This window comes from Streptomyces sp. NTD91, assembly GCF_059510455.1.
Genome location: NZ_JCAJZW010000017.1, coordinates 96777 through 114033, shown reverse-complemented (window position 1 = coordinate 114033; position 17257 = coordinate 96777). Strand labels below are relative to the sequence as shown.

Below are 17257 nucleotides of genomic sequence, written 5' to 3'. Positions count from 1 at the left end.
GCCGACAAGGATCAGTTCTAGCAGCAACCACTGAGAGACGGAGGCTGCGTTTATTCAGTATTCAGTTGCCGGGGTTCTGCAGCGAACGCTGGGAAGCCGCCCGCTTCTCCGCACTGTTGTGCTTCCGCGGCCCGCCTCAAGGGCGCTCCCGTTCCGCTGCGCTCCACTCGCGCGTCGGCTGTGCCGATGGCCGTGCGGCCACCCTTGACCCGGGCCGCTCCAGCACGGGGATGAAGCGAGCGGGCGGCCCGGCAAGGCTGGGGCCAGGCGGGTGGCCCATCGGTGGGTCGGAGACGCAGCCGGAGTCAGGGGGGCGTCGGGTGGGGGGCGGCACGCCGGGCCGGACTGGCGGCCGGCGGAGGAGATGTCGTGGTGGGGGGCCGGGTCATGCGCCGTGGCAGCCCTCATAGGCCTGAGCCGCCCCGCACCAGCACTCCGCCCCCCTCCCCGGTGGCCAGGCCACCGCGCGTCCCCGCGCCGCCAGTGTCGTCGCGTACTGCGGCAGCAGCGTCGCGTCCGCCGGGGAGGAGCCCTCCGACGCGGCGAAGGCCTCGTACGACGGGACCGTGCCCGTGACGATGCCCAGGTTGGGGGTGCCCGAAGAGGACAGCTCGCGCAGGGAGGACTCTATGGTCGCGAGGTGGGCCTCGTGGGACGGGTACTCGGAGGTGAGGGTGGGGTACGCGGCGAGGAGTTCCGACAGTTCCGTCGCCGGCCAGTGCAGGACCGCGACCGGGAACGGGCGGGAGAGGGCCTCGCGGTAGGCGCCCAGTTCGGCTCGGAGACGGGAGATCTCCGCTGCCAGTTCCGCCGGGTTGTCCGAGCCGAGGGACCAGACGCGTTTGGGGTCGTGGAGTTCGTCCAGTGACACCGGGGAGGTGTGCAGGGTGTCCGCCAGGGTGTCCCAGTCGTCGTGCGGGAGGCCGCGCATGCGGCGGACGCGGTGACGGCCGTGGAGGAGGGGATGGGTGGCGGCAGGGGGCCCCTCGCCGGCCGGCAGGAGGAGGCGCGCCGCCTCCGTGAACGTCTCCTCCGCCGCCTCCAGCTCGTCGTGCGACTCCAGTGACTCCGCGATGATCACCCAGGGGGCCGGGTCCCGGGGGGCCGTCGTGCGGATGCCGTCGATGATCGCCCGCGCCTCGGCCTCGTGGTCGTACTCCCAGAGGTTGGAGGCCTTCAGGGCGCGCACCAGTGCGGGGTTGTCCAGGCCGTCCGGCGAGGACAGCAGGCGGTCGTAGAGCGTGGTGGCCGCGGGGCGGTCGCCGGACAGTTCGAGGTGGGCCGCGGCGCGCAGGAGGAGGGCTTCGGCGTCCTCGGGATACAGTCCGGCGGTCCGCTCCAGGCGTGCCGCTTCGGTGGTGTGGTCGACGTTCTCGGCAGGCGTGTCGGGGCGCATGGGTGACACCGTACTGCCGAGCACTGACGGAAGGGGGTAGGTGCTGGTCGGGGTCCTTCTGAGACCTCGTTCACACCGTCACTCCGTCCACCTGGAGCGTCTGGATCGACTTCGGGGCGAAGGACCAACAGGGTTCTGCGTCGGATCATGGCTGACTCCGCTTCCCGGGGGCGGCTTCGGCAGCAGGAAGCATCGGGGGTGACGGGTGGGTTGTCGAGGGTTCCGACACCGCTTTCTAAAACCCGTTGAGGAAGCCGGTGCTGTACCCCGACTTGCCTGAGGCTATGGCCAGTTGTGGTCCGTGCGCCTACCCTGCGGGCGGCTTCCGTAAAGGCCCTGGGTCGGTGGAGGTGGTGCGGATGCCGGCGTGGCCGGGCGTGCGGGTCGTGCGGCACAGTGATCGGCGTCGGCGCGCCCGGCGGCGGCGTGTGCTGCGGGGCGGTGCCGAGGTGCTCGTCACCGTCGGGGCACTGCTGATGCTGCTGGTCGTGCACCAGCTGTGGTGGACCGACCGGGAGGCCCGGCGTGGCGCCGAGCGGCAGGTGCAGGCGCTGGAGCGGGAGTGGGGGCGGGGCGGCGCCGGTGGTACGGCGGCCCCCGCGTCGTCGTCCCCCTCGCCGGCGCCGGACACCACCGACTCCCGTGCGCCGCAGCGGTCGTACACCCCCGTCGTGCTGCCCCGGCGCTCCCAGGCGTACGCCGTCCTCGTCGTCCCGCGGCTGGGCCTGCGCGTTCCGGTCGCCGAGGGCGTGGGCAGGGCCGACGTCCTGGACAAGGGGTATGTCGGCCACTATCCGGGGACCCAACAGCCGGGCCAGGCAGGGAACTTCGCGCTCGCCGGGCACCGGAACACGCACGGCGAGCCGTTCCGGTACCTGCCCCGGCTGCGGCGCGGGGACGCCGTCGAGGTGGAGACGCGGACGGCGACGTACACGTACGACGTCGACACGGTGCTGCCGCGGACCTCGGCCACCGACTCGGGGGTCGTACGGCCGGTTCCGCGCTCTCTCGTCCTGCCCGGTTACGGCTACTCCGAGCCGGGTCACTACATCACGCTGACCACCTGCACCCCCGAGTTCACCTCCCGCTACCGGATGGTGGTGTGGGGGAAGCTGGTGTCCGTGCGGCCCCGCTAGGCCTCCTGGCGCCGCCGCTCCCGCAGTACTCCCACCGTCGCCGCCCCCACCAGCGAAAGTCCCGCCGACACCAGCAGCGCGGTGTTCGCGCCGCTCGCCAGGGTGTGGGAGGAGGTCGCGAGGGCGATGGTCAGGGCCACGCCGGCGCAGGAGCCGATGTAGCGGAAGGTCTGCTGGGCGCCGGAGCCCATCGCGGCCCGTTCGCGCGGGACCGAGTCCACGGCCAGCAGCGGCAGCGCGCCGTTGAGCAGGCCGCTGCCGATGCCGCTGACGACCAGGCCGGGCAGCAGCCGGGTCCAGGAGCCGGAGGCGAGGGCGCCGAGCATGGTCAGGACGGCGACGGCGTGCAGGACGAAGCCGACGGCGAGCTGTGCGCGCGGGGCGACGCGGCCGGCCAGGCGCTTGACCTGGAGGGCGACCAGGAAGCTCAGGCCGGACCAGAGCAGGAGCAGCCAGGCGGTCCGCAGCGGGGACAGGTGGAGGACCTGCTGGAGCAGGGCGGGCAGGAAGCTGAACATGCCGATCACCGCGAGGCCGGTGAACAGGCCGCCCGCGGACGAGGCCAGGAACGGGGTGTGGCGCAGCAGGCCCAGCTCGATCATCGGGGTCCCGGTGCGGTGTTCCACGGCGGTGAAGAGCGCGAGGAGGAGTATGGCGGCCGCGAGCAGCAGTCCGACCGGGGCCCGCAGCCAGCCGTCACGGCCCAGGGTCAGGGCCGCCACCAGGGCCCCCAGGGCCAGGCCGAAGGTCAGGGCGCCCGGGATGTCCGGGCGGCCGCCGCGCGGGGCGCGTGATTCGGCCAGCGCACGGGTGCCCAGCGCGGCCACGGCGACGGCCGCGGCGCCCAGGACGCCGTAGGCCACCCGCCAGGTCGGCAGCGCGCCCGCGACCAGCGGGCCCACCGCGATGCCGCCGCTGACGAAGGCGCCCCACACTCCGGTCGCGTGCAGCCTGCCGCGCGGGGACGGGAAGGCGGCCACCAGCAGGCCGAGGCTGCTCGCCAGGATCGCCGCGCTCGCCGCGCCCTGGGCGATGCGGGCGAGGGTGAACTGCCAGGTGCTCGTCGAGAAGGCGCCGAGGGCGGTGGTGAGTCCGAGGGCCAGCGTGCCGGCGAGGAAGACCCGGCGGCGGCCGTGGTCGTCGGCGAGGCTGCCGGCCACGAGCAGTACGGCGGCCAGGCCGAGGGGGGTGCCGTTCAGCAGCCAGGCCTGGGCGGAGAGCGGGGTGCGCAGGGCGGTCGCGGTGTCCGGCAGCGTGACCATCGGGGCGGTGTACGTCATCAGCGTGACGGCGGTGGCCGCGCTGGTCAGGGCGAGGGTGGCCCGGGGGCGGGCGGGGGCGTCCCGGGGGGTGTGGTCGTGTACGGCTGTGGCGGCGGGCGTGGTGGCGGTGGTGGAGTCGAGCCCGGTCATGGCGTGGTCCGTCCTTCCGGGGGCTGCGGCCACGTGAGCGGCGGTGGATCAAGTTCGGTCATTGAACTTACGTGACGGCACCACCGTAACACCTATGGTTCGGTCAGTGAACCTGGGCTCGGGGAGTGGTTACAGTGGACGGCATGGCACTGGGCAAGGACTACGCGACGCAGGAGTGCTCCATCGCCCGCGCGCTCGAGATCGTCGGCGAACGCTGGACGCTGCTCGTCGTCCGCGACGCGCTCTACGGCGTCCGGCGGTACAACGACTTCCTGGTCCACCTCGGCATCCCGCGCGCCGTCCTGGCCGCCCGGCTGCAGACACTGACCGCCGAGGGCATCCTCGAGAAGCGGCGGTACCAGCAGTCGCCGCCGCGCGACGAGTACGTCGTCACCGAGCGCGGCATCGCGCTGTGGCCCACCCTGCGCGCCCTCGCCCTGTGGGGGCGCGAGCACTTCACCCAGGCGCGGCTGAGGTACTTCCGGCACGCGGAGTGCGGCACGGAACTCGGCCCGTACGGCGAATGTCCCGCGTGCGGGATCGTCGTACCGGTCGGAGACGTGGTCATGGAGCCCGGGCCCGGCCTCGACCCGGACCCCGCGGACCCGGTCAGCCGGGCCCTCCTGAAGCCGAAACGGCTGCTGGAGCCGCTGGTGACGGAGCCCGCCTGACCGCCACGGCGCCGCTCAGGCGGCGCCCGCCTCCCGGAGCAGGCCGACGCCGGCCTCGTCCGTGGTCTCCGCGTCGCCGCCCAGCCGGTGGACGACCACCCAGCGGCCGTCCGCGTGGGCGCCGGCGAAGACCGACGCGTGGCGGGTCGCGCCGTTGTGCCAGTGGACCGGTCCGGCCGTCTGCCACGAGGGAGCGGGATCTCCCAGCCGGCGCTCGATCACCAGCCGGACGAGCAGCTCGGCGACCGCGCGCGGCGTCGCCCACAGCCCGCCCGCCGGAAGGATCGCCCCGTCCATGGTCCAGGGCCGCCGGCCCCTGCCGAACAGCCCAGGGGCGAGCAGACGCCGGTCCCGCTCGGGCCGTGCGCTCACCTCGTGGACGTCCAGCGGCCGCAGGACGTGCTCGGCGAGCAGCTCCTCGTACGACGTGCCGGCCGCCCCGGCCAGCGCGGCGCCCAGGACGGCGTACCCGAGGTTGGAGTACTCCTCCTGCTGTCCCGGCGGCCGAACCGCGACCGAGTCCAGCCGGCCCAGCAACCGGCGCAGGGCGTCGGCGTCGAACGCGGCGTAGGGATCGCGGCCGGCCGCTCCGGGCGGCAGGCGGGGCAGTCCGGACGTGTGCGAGGCCAGGTGCCGCAGGGTGATGCCGGTGCCGGGTGCGGCGGGGAGCGCGCGCTCGACGGGGTCGTCGACGTCGAGCAGTCCCGCGGCGGCCATGCGCATGAGCGCCGTACCGGTGAGCACCTTGGTGAACGAGCCGATCTCCACGAACCGGTCCACGGCGTGGCCGTCGGCGACGCGTGCGGGGAAGGCGCCGGTGAGGACGCAGGTGGGAATGCGAGACATGCGGGGTCCTTCACGTGTCTGCCATCAGGTATACAAGGAGAGAGGGCAAGCAGGCCTTGGCGGTTGACGCCCTGGGGGGAGGCGGAGCCAGGTGGTTCGTGGTCTCGCGCGGTCGCGTGCGCTCGCCCCCCTGCTGCTTCTGCTGCTGCCGGTCCTTCTGCTCGACACCGGCAACCTCTCCGCGACCGTGGCGCTCGCGGCGACCACGGCGGCCGGGGCCGCGTTCGCCGTCTGCGTGCTGATCGCCGCCCGTACCGCGCCCGCCGTACCGCCCACCCGGGTGCGCACGGCGATCCGCGACCGGGCCCGGCGTACGGCCTTCCTGCCGCAGCGCGATCCCGACGCCCCCGGCCGGCGCCGGCCCAGGGCGCCCGGGCGCGCCCTCCCGGCGACCGCCGCGTAGGGCACCTGCACTCCCGTACGTGACCCCGCGCGGGTCGTCATGCCGTTCTGCGTATTTCCGGCACGACGAGACCCCCGGAGGGCTCACCCATGTCCGTCTTCCCTGTTTTCGCCCACCTGGTCGAGCGCCTCGCCGACCTGCTCCAGCCCCTCTTCCACGCGTCCGCGGCCGCCGCCGCGATCGTCCTGTTCACCGCGCTCGTACGACTCCTCGTCCACCCGCTGTCCCGCGCCGCCGCCCGTGGCCGGCGGGCCCGCGCCGCACTCGAGCCGCGCCTCGCCGAGCTGCGCCGGAAGTACGCCGAGGATCCGCGGCGGCTGCAGCAGGCGGTGCTCGAACTGCACGCCGAGGAACAGGTCTCGCCGCTGTCCGGCTGTCTGCCCGGCCTGCTCCAGATGCCCGCCTTCTTCCTGCTCTACCACCTGTTCTCCAGCACCACGATCGGCGGCGACGACAACCGCCTGCTCGCCCACCGGCTGTTCGCGGCCCCGCTCGGCGGGCGATGGGCCGACGCCCTTGCCGGTGGCGGGGTGTTCGGCCCGGCGGGGCTGGTCTACCTCGGGCTCTTCGCCGTCGTCGCGGCCGTCGCCGCCTTCGCCTGCCGCCGCACCAAGCGGATGGCGGAGGACAGCCCGGCCGCGGTGGGCGCCGGGGGCGGCGAGCAGGTGCCGGGACTCGGCGCGGTCACCAGGGTCATGCCGTTCATGCCCTTCCTCACGCTCGTCACCGTGGCGGTCGTCCCGCTGGCCGCCGCGCTGTACGTCGTCACGAGCACGACGTGGAGCGCGGTCGAGCGCGCTGTGCTGTACCGGTAGAGGGACGGGTCACGGTCCAGTACGTGAACAAGGTCTTGCCTACTGGACCTGGGGATCGGAGGATCGACCAGTCCTCCGATGGCCGCACACATCGGTCCGGGCGTCCGCGATCGAGGGAGATTGTGAGCATGAAGCTGCTGCGAGTCGGTACGGCAGGGGCCGAGCGGCCCGCGCTGCTCGACACCGAGGGGACCCTGCGGGACCTGTCGGGCCTCGTGGACGACATCGACGGCGCGCTCCTCGCCGACGACGGCGCGCTCGGCCGGGTCCGGGCGGCGGCCGACTCCGGCGAGCTGCCCGCGCTGGACGCGACCGGACTGCGGATCGGGCCGCCGCTGGCCCGCATCGGCAAGATCGTATGCATCGGGCTCAACTACCACGACCACGCCCGCGAGACGGGCGCCGAGCCGCCCACCGAGCCGGTGGTCTTCTTCAAGGCGCCGGACACGGTCGTCGGGCCCGACGACACGGTGCTCGTCCCGAGGGGATCGGCCAAGACCGACTGGGAAGTGGAACTGGCGGTCGTCGTCGGGCGTACGGCCCGCTACCTCGATTCCGCCGAGGAGGGGCTTGCGCATGTCGCGGGGTACGCGGTGGCGCACGACGTGTCCGAGCGCGAGTTCCAGATCGAGCGCGGCGGCACCTGGGACAAGGGCAAGAACTGCGAGACGTTCAACCCGCTGGGTCCCTGGCTGGTGACGGCGGACGAGGTTCCGGATCCGCAGGGCCTGTCGCTGAAGCTGTGGGTCAACGGCGAACTGAAGCAGGACGGCACGACGGCCGAGCAGATCTTCCCGGTCGGCGAAGTCGTGCGCTACGTCAGCCGGTTCATGACGCTGTACCCCGGCGACGTCATCAACACGGGGACGCCGGCGGGGGTGGCCATGGGGCGGCCGGAGCCCAAGCCGTATCTGCGGGCAGGGGACGTGGTCGAGCTGGAGATCTCGGGGCTCGGCCGGCAGCGGCAGGAACTCAGGAACGCCTGAGGCGCCGAGGCCTCGCCGCGGGGAAAGGAATGCGCCCTGCGCCGTCCCTGTCCCCCGCTCGCCTATGCTCCGTCGTGGAGTACCGTGCCCGCCACACCAGTTGAGGGGGCGGGCACGGCTTTGGTGTCCGCAACGCCGAGGGGTGGGGGATGGCGACGACGGGAGCCGACGAGACCTCGACGACCGGTCGCAGAACGGTCACGCCGTTCCAGTGGGCGGCGGGCTTTCTGATCATCGTCGCCGCGAGTGCGGCCATGGTCGTGTTCTTCACCACCGAGGTGTGCAACCAGCAACTGGCTTCGACCGGCCGGGTCGTCCGTGTCTGCCGGCACCCGCAGATGACCGATCCTCCCATGGTCGTCCTCGGCCTCGTGGCCCTGGTGCTTCTCGGTGCCTTCTTCTCCGAGGTCTCCGGATTCGGGTTCACCGTGAAGCGCCAGGTGGAGGAGGCTCGAAGCACCGCGCAGGAGGCCATCCGCACGACTCAGCAGGTGCAGCAGAGGCAGCAGGAGGCGGCGGTGGTGGCCGGGGATCTCGCCGACGGGGTGAGGGAGGCGCTGAGCAGGACGCAGCCGGCCGACCGGGCCGCCGCGCCGCCGCCGGCCGGTCCTGTCGAGCAGCTGGCGGCACGCTACAACGAGATCCGGTGGACCATGTCCAGCGGGCGTGCGAGGACGGCCGCGATGAACCAGGTCGTCAACGAGATGATCCGTGTGCTCCGGGACGCTTCCGACTTCGACGTCGAGAGCCATCTCCGCAGCACCGACAGCGGGATGCGACTGGCTGCCGCCGCGTACCTGTACGCCAACCCGGATCCGGCGTGGGGGCGCGGACTCGCCGAGGCGGTGATGTCCGAGGACAAACCGTTCAACGAGTACTGGGCGCTCAAGGCGCTGGGCGAGATGTTCCGGGGGCGCTGTGAGCTGCTGGACGAGGAGACCAGGCACCTTCTGCAGCGCCGCATGAACCAGCTGCCGCCGGGGGTCGACCGCGCCGAGCAGATCCGCAGGCTGTTGCGCGACTGCCCGGCGGGGCCCGGTGGCCGGGCCGCTCTCTGAGCCACGTCCGTCAGGTCAGGACCGAGGCCAGCCGGCGCCATCCCTCCCTGGGGAGGGTGTCCCTCGGGGCGTTCGTCAGGAGCTGGAGGGCCACGTGGTCCGCGCCCGCCTCGTGGAAGGCGTGGATGCGGTCCCGGATCCGGTTCTCGTCGCCCCAGGCGAAGACCGCGTCGACCAGGCGGTCGCTGCCGCCGTTCGCCAGGTCGTCCTCGGTGAAGCCGAGGCGCAGGAAGTTGTCGGTGTAGTTCGGCAGGGCCAGGTACATCGCGAGGGTCTCGCGGGCGAGCGTGCGGGCGCGGACGGGGTCGGCCTCCAGGATCACCTTCAGCTCGGGGGCGAGCAGCGGGCCCGCGCCGAGGATCTCACGTGCCCGGGCGGTGTGTTCCGCGGTGACCAGGTACGGCACCGCGCCCGCCGCCCGGTCCCGGGACAGCTCGAGCGTCCTCGGGCCGAGGGCGGCCAGTACCCGGCGGTCCGCGGGCACCCCGGACGCGTCGAGCGTGTCGAGGTAGGCGACCAGGGCGGAGTACGGGCGGCGGTACTGGTCGGCGAGCTCGGCGTGGCTCACGCCGAGGCCGAGCAGGAAGCGACCCGGGTGGGCCGCGTCCACCTCGGCCCAGGACGCGGCGCTGCTCTCGGCGTCGTAGTCCCAGATGCTCTGGATGCTGGTGCCGACGGTGAGGGTGCGGGTCGCCTCCAGGAGCGGTACGGCGTGGCGGGCGGCGCTGCTACCGCCCAGCCAGACGGCTCCGAAGCCGAGCTGCTCCAACTCGGCTGCGGCCTCGGCCAGTTCGCCGCGCCGCGCGGCATCCTCCGCGCGCAGGCCGACGCTCCAGACGCCGTACGGGCCGATCCTGTCCTTCACGGTGCTCGGGGTGCTCATGGGGCCGTCCCTCCGGATGGGGTCGTGATCGTCACGTCTGCAGCCATTCCCAACCGGAGGGATCGCTCACGTAATCCCGGTGGTGTCACACGTTCAGGAACTGCTCCAGCGCCTCCACGACGAACCGGTGGTCCTGGAGCTGGGGCAGGCCCGAGACCGTGACCGCGCCGACGACGCCCACGTTCTCGACGGCGATCGGGAACGAGCCGCCGTGCGCCGCGTAGGTGTCCGGGTCGAGCCGGGAGGAGTCCTCGAACGTCGTGCCCTTGGCGCGGAAGCGGGCACCGACCAGGTACGAGGAGGCGCCGTAGCGCTCGACGACCCGGCGCTTGCGGGCGATCCAGGCGTCGTTGTCCGGGGTGGAGCCCGGCAGGGCCGCGTGGAAGAGCTGCTGGCCGGCCCGGTGGATGTCGATGGCGACCGGGGCCCGGCGCTCCCGGGCCAGCTCGACCAGGAGCGAGCCGAGGGCCCAGGCGTCGTCGTACGTGAACTGCCGGAAGACCAGGCGGCGTTCCTGCGCCTCCAGCTCCTCGACGGACGGGGTCAGTTCGGGGGTGGTCCGGGGCGTCAGCTGCGGATGGTGCTGCTGGTGGGGCATCAGAGGGTCACCGTCACCTTGTCCCGGGCCGACGTGCGGGCCGCTTCGAGTACGTCGAGGGCGGCGGCCGCCTCCAGGGCGGTCACCGGGTTGGGCCCGGCGCCGGCCAGGGCGCGGGCGACGGCCGCGTAGTAGGCGGGGTAGTCGCCGGGGGCGGTCGGGACGGCCGTGCCGCCGCCGGTCAGCGGGGACTCTCCGGCGCCGACCCGGCCGTACAGGGACTCGGGTTCCGCGCCCCATCGCGGGCCGGGGCGCAGGCCTTCGCGCAGCGCCGCCTCCTGCGGGTCGAGGCCGTACTTCACATAGCCCGCCCGGGAGCCGAGGACCCGGAAGCGGGGGCCGAGCTGGGCGGTCGTCGCGGAGACGTGGAGGTGGGAGCGGACGCCGTTGGCGTGGGTGAGCGCGATGAAGGTGTCGTCGTCGGTCTCGGCGCCGGGGCGGCGGACGTCCGTCTCGGCGTACACCTCGGTGACCGGGCCGAAGAGGACCAGGGCCTGGTCGACGACATGGCTGCCGAGGTCGTAGAGCAGACCTCCGATCTCCGCCGGGTCGCCGGACTCGCGCCAGCCGCCCTTCGGCCGGGGCCGCCAGCGCTCGAAGCGGGACTCGAAGCGCCACACGTCGCCCAGGTCGCCCCGGGAGATCAGTCCCCGCACGGTCAGGAAGTCGTTGTCCCAGCGGCGGTTCTGGAAGACGGACAGGAGCAGGCCGCGTTCCTCGGCGAGTGCGGCGAGGTCACGGGCGTCGGCCGCCGTGCCCGCGACCGGCTTGTCGACCACGACCGGCAGGCCCGCCTTCAGGGCGGTGGAGGCGAGCGGGACGTGCGTCTTGTTCGGCGAGGCGATGACCACCAGGTCCAGCTCGTCCGCCCGGTCGAACAGCTCCTCGGCGCCGGCGGCGAGCCGTACCTCCGGGAACTCGGCGCAGGCCTGTTGCTGCCGCTCCGGGCTCGAGGTGACCACGGTGTCCAGGGCGAGGCCCTCGGTGGCGGCGATCAGCGGGGCGTGGAAGACGGAGCCGGCGAGGCCGTAGCCGATCAGGCCGACGCGGAGCGGGGTGGCAGTCGTGCGTCCTGTCATGCGGTCCACTTTCGCAACGCTGTTGCCAAAGTGCAAGTGGTGGGGAGAATGGAGACGTGAACAGGGCGAGTGCGGGCACCGGGTCAGGGGCCGGGATGGGCAGTGGTGGGGCCGGGGGCCCCGCGGGGGCGAATCTCGGGGCGGTACGGAGTCACAACGCCGCGCTGGTGCTGGGGTTGCTGCGGGACGCCGGCGCCGGGGGGATCAGCCGGCTCGAACTGGCCGAGCGCACCGGGCTGACCCCGCAGGCCGTCAGCAAGATCATCGCGCGGCTGCGGGAGGAGGGGCTGGCGGCACAGGCCGGGCGGCGCGCGTCGACCGGCGGCAAGCCGCGGACCGTGCTGCGGTTGGTGCCGGAGGCCGGGCACGCGGTGGGGGTGCATCTGGACCGGGACGAGCTGCGGGTGGTGCTGGTCGATCTCGACGGGACCGTGGTGGGGGAGCGGCGGGCCGAGCCGGGACTGCGGGCCGGGGCGGACGCCGTACCGGCGGTGGTCGGGGACGCGGTGGAGACGGTGGTGCGGGACGGCCTGCGCTGCGGCGGCGCGGGGCTCGCCGGCGCGGGGACGCTGCTCGGGGTGGGGGTGGCGGTGCCGGGGCCGCTCGATCACGCGCGGGGCGTGCTGCACCGGGTGACCGGGTTTCCCGAGTGGGAGGGGTTTCCGCTGCGGGACGCGCTCGGCGAGCGGCTGGGGGTGCCGGTCGCCGTGGACAAGGACACCAACGCCGCGGCGCTCGCGCTGTCGGTGGGCGGTGAGGGGGGCGCGGGCGGGTCCTTCGCCTATCTGCACCTCGGCACGGGGCTCGGCGCCGGGCTGGTGATCGGAGGGCGTGTGCACCGTGGGGCGCGGACCGGGGCGGGGGAGTTCGGACACCAGGTCGTCCAGCTGGACGGGCCGGTGTGCGAGTGCGGGGAGCGGGGGTGCGTGGAGGCGTTGTGCCTGGGCGCGGTACGGCGCGGGGAGACCGGGGAGGCGGCGCGTGTGCTCGGGGTGGGGGCGGCGAATCTGGTCGGCCTGCTGGACATCGACGTCGTGCTGCTCGGGGGGCGGACCGTCGCGGGGGAGCCGGAGGTGTTCGTGCGGGGGGTCGGGGAGGTCCTCGACGCCCGGGCCCGGCGGGAGGGCACGGGCGGTGCGGTGCCGGTGCGGTGCGCACCGCGCGGGGAGCGGCTGGTGGCGGAGGGTGCGGCGCAGTTGCTGTTGGCGCCGGTGTTCGGGCGGGGCGACGCGTGACGGTGCGCAGCGCCGCGGCCGACCGGCACCGCTCGGGTGCGACCGCCCGCGGTCACGGTGTGTGCTGTTCACGCCTTCGGCAGGTTGAGCTGCCACGACACTCCGAAGCGGTCGTTGACCCAGCCGAACCTGAGGCTGAAGCCGTAGTCGCCCAGGGGCATGAGTTCCGTGCCCCCGTCGGCGAGGGCGGCGTGCAGGCGGTCGATCTCGGCCTCGTTCCCGCACTGCACGAAGAGCGAGACCGCCGGGGTGAAGGTGAACTCGTGCCGCGCCGGGCTGTCGATGCACATGAACTGCTGACCGGCGAGCGAGAACGTCGCGTGCTGCACGCTCCCCTCCTCGCCGGGCCCGTCGGCGCCGTAGCGGGTGAGGTGGACGATCCGGGCGTCGTCGAAGAGCGAGGTGTAGAAGGTCATCGCCGCCTCGGCGTCGCCCTCGAACATCAGAAACGTGGTGATCTTCTGTGACGTCTCGATCTTCATCCGTCCGCTCCTTCGACACAGGCCCGTTCGTGTGCCCACAATGGAACCAAGAGCACCGAGCGAATCAGAACGCGTCAAAAGAACCAAGCGCATCAGCCGAATCAAGCGCCTCTCGGCGCGGTGAGGAGTGAGCATGCGCTACTCCCGCATCGCCACCGCCACCCTCGTCGGGGTCGGCGTCGTCGCCCTCGCCGGCACCGCCGTCGCCTCCCCGTCCGGCACCGTCAGTCCCGCGAAGGTGAAGCCCGGGCAGACCGTCTCCCTCACGCTCAGGGGATGCAGTGATCCCAGCAAGGGCGGCCACGCCGAAGGAGAGCAGGTCGGCGCGCACACCTCGGAACGCACCCCCATCCGGACCACCCGGCTCAAGCCGACGGAGAAGGGCCTGCTGGTCGGAGTCGCCGGAATCGAGCGGAACACACGGCCGGGCGTGGCGCACATCTCCATGGTCTGCGCCTCCGAGCCGGACACCGTGGTCACCGTGGACGTGACCGTCACGAGCTGACCCCGGCCCGACCCCGCTGATCGAGCGGACTTCCCGGCCCCCATCGGAGTGGCGGCCCGGGACACGCCGGCAGACCGGCATGCTCATGTGTTCATGCGACTGTGCCCGCCCCTGCCCCGGTCCCTGTCCCCGTCGCTCCGACTCGCCGCGGCCGCCTCCGTCGTCGTGGTCGTCACCACCGCGCCGGCCGACGCGTCCACCGGCCCGCCCCCCGCGTGCGCGGGCACGGACGCGGGGGCCTTCCCGCTGGCCGCCCGGATCCGCGGCGGCCCGCCCTCCTACGAGGCGGGCGGCGGATACGGCACCTGGTACCTCGACCTCACCAACACCACCGGCGAGACCTGCACCGGCGTCCACCCGGTGATCGTCGTCGTCGACGACCGGCACGCGCTGCGCCCCGACCAGCCCCAGCTGGAGTTCTACGACGGCGCGCGACCCCTGCCGGTGAGGTTCGAGAGCACCGACGAGCAGGAGCTGGTCGGTGTGCTCGACGGCGCCGGGTTCGAGGGCTTCGCCGTACCCCCCGGCAAGACCGTCAGCGTCAAGCTCAGGCTCGCGCTCCCCTCCGACACCCCGTCCGACGGGGTCACCGTCAACGCCGCCGTCGTCCAGCGCCGCGGCGACGACGGCGACTGGGTCGGCGAGTCCAACGCCTACCGGTTCACGATCGGCCCGTACGGCGACGCGCCGCCGCCGCAGCCGGACGCGAGCGGGGGGACCGAGTGGCCGAGGCCTACCGGCACCCCGCAACCCACGCCCGGCACCGATCACGGCACCTCCACCCCCGGCCCCGCCCTGCCGTTCGCCGCGGACGCGCAGGCGGCCGCGGAGCGGGCCCGCGAGCTGGCCGAGACCGGACCCGGCCTCGCCCACGGGCTGCTCGCGGCCGGTGCGGCGCTCCTGGCCGTGGTCTGCGGGGCGCTGCTGCTGGCCCGCAGGCGCCGCTGAGCCGGGGGTGTACGCCACCACCCGTGCCGTCTGCGACGATCCCTGCGTGGACTACCCGAACGACCAGGCCCCCGGCGACCCCGTCCGCTCCGGCGTTCCCGAGCACGGGCGCATCCCCAAGTACTACGCGGTGAAGGCGCGGATCGCCGCGCTGCTGGGGGAGTTGGGGGAGGGCAGCGTCATCCCCACCGAACGGGATCTCGCCGAGCGGTACGACGTCGCCCGGGAGACCGTGCGGCAGGCCGTACGGGAGCTGGTGCTGGAGGGGCGGCTGCGGCGCAAGGGGCGCGGGACCGTCGTCGCCGGGCCCAAGCTCGCCCAGCCGCTGTCCCTCGCCAGCTACACCGAGGGGGTGCGGCGGCAGGGCCGTACGCCCGGCCGTTCCCTCGTCACCCTGGATCGCTTCCCCTGCCCGGACGCCCTGGCCGCCGAAACCGGGCTCACCCGGGGCGAGCCCGTCTGGCACCTGGAGCGCGTCCTGCTCGCCGACGAGGAGCGGGTCGGCCTGGAGAGCACGTACGTCGCCGTCGCGCGGGTGCCCCGGCTGGACTCCGACTTCGACCCCGACTCCTCCTTCTACGGCTATCTCGCGGCCCGGGGCATCTCCTTCGGCGACGCCGACGAGCGCATCGAGACCGTGCTGGCCACCCCCCGCGAGGCCCTGCTCGTCGGCGCTCCGGCCGCCCTGCCCATGCTGCTGATCCACCGTGTCTCGAGGGACACCGAGGGCCGTCCCCTGGAGCGCGTGCGCTCGCTGTACCGGGGAGACAGGTTCTCCTTCACCACCCACCTCGAGGGATGACCCCGCCACCTCGAGGCGCAGAATCACCGGGAAACCTCCCGAAGCGGTAACCCGGCCATCAGGAGAATATTACGAACGGATAACGGGTCTAGCCCAAACGCGATGGATCGTTCACGCTCTCGTTGACGGCCGGATGTCCCCGGTTGCCCGATCGCGAGGAGCGTTGACGCCGTGAAAGTGACAGTCGTCGGAGCAGGCGTGGTGGGCACCATGCACGCCTGGCACGCACTACGGCGCGGCCACCAGGTCGTCCAGATCGAGCGCGAGCCCGAGGCGCGCGGCGCCTCGCTGCGCAACTTCGGGCAGATCTGGGTGAGCGGCCGCGCGGGCGGACAAGAGCTGCGGACCGCGCTGCGGGCGCGGGAGCTGTGGGAAGGGATCGGCGCACGGGTACCGGCGCTCGGCTTCCGGGCGAACGGCTCCCTGACCCCCGTCCGGGGTCCCCTGGAGCTCGCCGTCGCCGAGGCCGCCGTGGCCCGCGCGGACGCCGCCGACCGCGGCTACAAGCTGCTCGGCCCGAGCGAGGCCCGCGCCCTCAACCCCGCCCTGCGGGGTGACTTCACCGCCGCCCTGTACTGCGAGCGGGACGCGGCCGTCGAGCCCCGCACCGCCCAACGCGCCCTGCGTGCAGCGCTGTTGACGTCACCGAACTACACCTTCCTGCCCGGCCGTGAGGTGCGCGAGGTGACCGGTCCCGGAACCGTCCGCGACGACCACGGCGACGTGCACCGGGCCGACGCGGTCGTGCTGTGCACCGGCGCCCGGCTCGGCGGTCTGGTCCGCGAACTCGCCGGACCCGGACTGCCCGTGCGCCGCGTCCGGCTGCAGATGATGCAGACCGACCCGCTGGGCGAGCCGCTGCCGACCTCCGTCGCCGACGCCGACAGCTTCCGCTACTACCCGGCCTACGCCTCCCCGGCGCTGGACGAGCTCAACGCGCGGCAGCCGCAGCCCGAGACCGCGGCCACGCACAGGATGCAGCTGCTCATGGTGCAGCGCGCCGACGGCGGACTGACCATCGGCGACACCCACGAATACGAGCATCCCTTCGCCTTCGACACCGTCGAGGAGCCGTACGAGCACCTCACCGGCGTCGTGGAGTCCCTGCTCGGCCGGCCGCTGCCGCGCATCCGGCACCGCTGGGCGGGCGTGTACGCGCAGTGCACCGACCCCGGCCGGATGGTGCACCGCCAACAGGTGAGCGAGGAGGTGTGGCTGGTCACCGGGCCCGGCGGGCGCGGCATGACCTGCGCCCCCGCCATAGCCGAGACCACCGCGAACGAACTGGGCTGGTGAGCACCCCATGACACCCGTCACCACCGACATCGGACTCGTCGTCCTGGACATGGCCGGCACGACCGTCGCCGACGGCGGCCTGGTCGAGCGCGCCTTCGGGACGGCGGCCCGCGAACTGGGCGTCGAGCCCGGCTCGGCCCGGCACGCCGAGCACCTCGCCCACGTCCGCGCCACCATGGGCGAGTCCAAGATCTCGGTCTTCCGGCACCTGTTCGGCGACGAGGACCGCGCCCGGCGCGCCAACACCGCCTTCGAGAAGGCGTACGGCGACCTCGTCGACGCCGGGTTGATCGCCCCGGTCCCCGGCGCCCGTGAGGCCATCGAGGAACTGGCCGGCAGCGGCCGCACCGTCGTCCTGACCACCGGCTTCGCCCGGGTCACCCAGGACGCCGTCCTGAACGCCCTCGGCTGGCGGGACCTCGTCCCGCTCACCCTGTGCCCGGCCGACGCCGGCGGGCGCGGGCGGCCGTACCCGGACATGGTCCTGGAGGCGTTCGTGCGCACCAAGGCCGCCGACGACGTACGGCAGGTCGCCGTCGTCGGGGACACCTCCTACGACGTGCTCAGCGGCGTACGGGCGGGGGCCGGGCTGGTCGCCGGGGTGCGCACCGGAGCCCACGGCGACGAGCGGTTGCGCACCGCCGGGGCCACGCACGTCCTCGACTCCGTCGTCGACCTGCCCGCGCTGCTGTCGGGAGACAGGTGA

19 protein-coding genes are annotated in these 17257 nt (G+C 73.5%); 12 read left to right on the top strand and 7 right to left on the bottom strand.

The genetic code is table 11. The features are described 5' to 3' along the window. Window positions 1-385: 385 nt before the first annotated feature. On the bottom strand, window positions 386-1396 hold the full coding sequence (locus AC5WRT_RS19490) for a hypothetical protein (protein WP_496094908.1): 1011 nt from the start codon (window positions 1394-1396) through the stop codon (window positions 386-388). 359 nt (window positions 1397-1755) lie between these two features. On the opposite strand from AC5WRT_RS19490, the gene AC5WRT_RS19485 reads away from it, so the two are divergent. Further along, window positions 1756-2532: a class E sortase gene (locus tag AC5WRT_RS19485; RefSeq protein ID WP_496094909.1), complete on the top strand. Its 777-nt coding sequence runs from the start codon at window positions 1756-1758 to the stop codon at window positions 2530-2532. Here the strand turns inward: AC5WRT_RS19485 and AC5WRT_RS19480 are convergent. After that, entirely contained in the window at window positions 2529-3944 is a 1416-nt protein-coding gene (locus tag AC5WRT_RS19480; protein ID WP_496094910.1) for an MFS transporter, read from the bottom strand. The genes AC5WRT_RS19485 and AC5WRT_RS19480 overlap by 4 nt on opposite strands. 143 nt (window positions 3945-4087) lie before the next feature. Between AC5WRT_RS19480 and AC5WRT_RS19475 the strand changes: the two genes are divergently transcribed. Next, complete coding sequence (locus tag AC5WRT_RS19475; protein WP_496094911.1) at window positions 4088-4615, top strand: winged helix-turn-helix transcriptional regulator; 528 nt, start codon at window positions 4088-4090, stop codon at window positions 4613-4615. A gap of 15 nt (window positions 4616-4630) precedes the next feature. On the opposite strand, the gene AC5WRT_RS19470 is transcribed toward AC5WRT_RS19475, so the two are convergent. Beyond that, window positions 4631-5461, bottom strand: a complete 831-nt coding sequence (locus AC5WRT_RS19470) for a serine hydrolase domain-containing protein (RefSeq protein ID WP_496100446.1) — start codon at window positions 5459-5461, stop codon at window positions 4631-4633. A gap of 91 nt (window positions 5462-5552) precedes the next feature. Between AC5WRT_RS19470 and AC5WRT_RS19465 the strand changes: the two genes are divergently transcribed. The 4 genes from AC5WRT_RS19465 to AC5WRT_RS19450 all read left to right on the top strand — a co-directional run bounded on the left by AC5WRT_RS19465 (window position 5553) and on the right by AC5WRT_RS19450 (window position 8723). Further along, on the top strand, window positions 5553-5864 hold the full coding sequence (locus AC5WRT_RS19465; protein ID WP_496094913.1) for a DUF6412 domain-containing protein: 312 nt from the start codon (window positions 5553-5555) through the stop codon (window positions 5862-5864). 89 nt (window positions 5865-5953) lie between these two features. Next, window positions 5954-6679, top strand: coding sequence for a YidC/Oxa1 family membrane protein insertase (locus AC5WRT_RS19460; protein WP_496094914.1), 726 nt, complete (start codon window positions 5954-5956; stop codon window positions 6677-6679). Between the two features lie 128 nt (window positions 6680-6807). Beyond that, window positions 6808-7665, top strand: a complete 858-nt coding sequence (locus AC5WRT_RS19455) for a fumarylacetoacetate hydrolase family protein (protein ID WP_496094915.1) — start codon at window positions 6808-6810, stop codon at window positions 7663-7665. A 149-nt stretch (window positions 7666-7814) separates the two neighbouring features. Further along, window positions 7815-8723: a hypothetical protein gene (locus tag AC5WRT_RS19450; protein WP_496094916.1), complete on the top strand. Its 909-nt coding sequence runs from the start codon at window positions 7815-7817 to the stop codon at window positions 8721-8723. A 10-nt stretch (window positions 8724-8733) separates the two neighbouring features. Here AC5WRT_RS19450 and AC5WRT_RS19445 read toward each other — a convergent pair whose 3' ends face one another. The 3 genes from AC5WRT_RS19445 to AC5WRT_RS19435 all read right to left on the bottom strand — a co-directional run bounded on the left by AC5WRT_RS19445 (window position 8734) and on the right by AC5WRT_RS19435 (window position 11283). Then, entirely contained in the window at window positions 8734-9606 is an 873-nt protein-coding gene (locus AC5WRT_RS19445; protein WP_496094917.1) for an LLM class F420-dependent oxidoreductase, read from the bottom strand. A gap of 85 nt (window positions 9607-9691) precedes the next feature. Beyond that, complete coding sequence (locus AC5WRT_RS19440; protein ID WP_496094918.1) at window positions 9692-10204, bottom strand: heme-degrading domain-containing protein; 513 nt, start codon at window positions 10202-10204, stop codon at window positions 9692-9694. Beyond that, a complete protein-coding gene (locus AC5WRT_RS19435) occupies window positions 10204-11283 on the bottom strand; it encodes a Gfo/Idh/MocA family protein (RefSeq protein ID WP_496094919.1) in 1080 nt (359 codons plus the stop codon). The genes AC5WRT_RS19440 and AC5WRT_RS19435 overlap by 1 nt, the downstream gene beginning before the upstream one ends. A gap of 95 nt (window positions 11284-11378) precedes the next feature. Between AC5WRT_RS19435 and AC5WRT_RS19430 the strand changes: the two genes are divergently transcribed. Further along, on the top strand, window positions 11379-12518 hold the full coding sequence (locus tag AC5WRT_RS19430; protein ID WP_496100452.1) for an ROK family transcriptional regulator: 1140 nt from the start codon (window positions 11379-11381) through the stop codon (window positions 12516-12518). A 68-nt stretch (window positions 12519-12586) separates the two neighbouring features. Here AC5WRT_RS19430 and AC5WRT_RS19425 read toward each other — a convergent pair whose 3' ends face one another. Then, window positions 12587-13000 carry a VOC family protein gene (locus AC5WRT_RS19425; protein WP_496094920.1) on the bottom strand — a complete coding sequence of 138 codons (414 nt, stop codon included), beginning with the start codon at window positions 12998-13000 and terminating at the stop codon, window positions 12587-12589. A gap of 133 nt (window positions 13001-13133) precedes the next feature. On the opposite strand from AC5WRT_RS19425, the gene AC5WRT_RS19420 reads away from it, so the two are divergent. The 5 genes from AC5WRT_RS19420 (at window position 13134) to AC5WRT_RS19400 (ending at window position 17257) form a co-directional block, all read left to right on the top strand. Next, window positions 13134-13505, top strand: coding sequence for a hypothetical protein (locus AC5WRT_RS19420; protein ID WP_496094921.1), 372 nt, complete (start codon window positions 13134-13136; stop codon window positions 13503-13505). A gap of 93 nt (window positions 13506-13598) precedes the next feature. After that, entirely contained in the window at window positions 13599-14453 is an 855-nt protein-coding gene (locus tag AC5WRT_RS19415; protein WP_496100445.1) for a hypothetical protein, read from the top strand. A 46-nt stretch (window positions 14454-14499) separates the two neighbouring features. Then, window positions 14500-15255, top strand: coding sequence for a GntR family transcriptional regulator (locus AC5WRT_RS19410; protein WP_496094923.1), 756 nt, complete (start codon window positions 14500-14502; stop codon window positions 15253-15255). Between the two features lie 171 nt (window positions 15256-15426). Next, entirely contained in the window at window positions 15427-16551 is a 1125-nt protein-coding gene (locus AC5WRT_RS19405) for a TIGR03364 family FAD-dependent oxidoreductase (protein WP_496094924.1), read from the top strand. Between the two features lie 7 nt (window positions 16552-16558). After that, complete coding sequence (locus tag AC5WRT_RS19400) at window positions 16559-17257, top strand: HAD family hydrolase (protein ID WP_496100444.1); 699 nt, start codon at window positions 16559-16561, stop codon at window positions 17255-17257.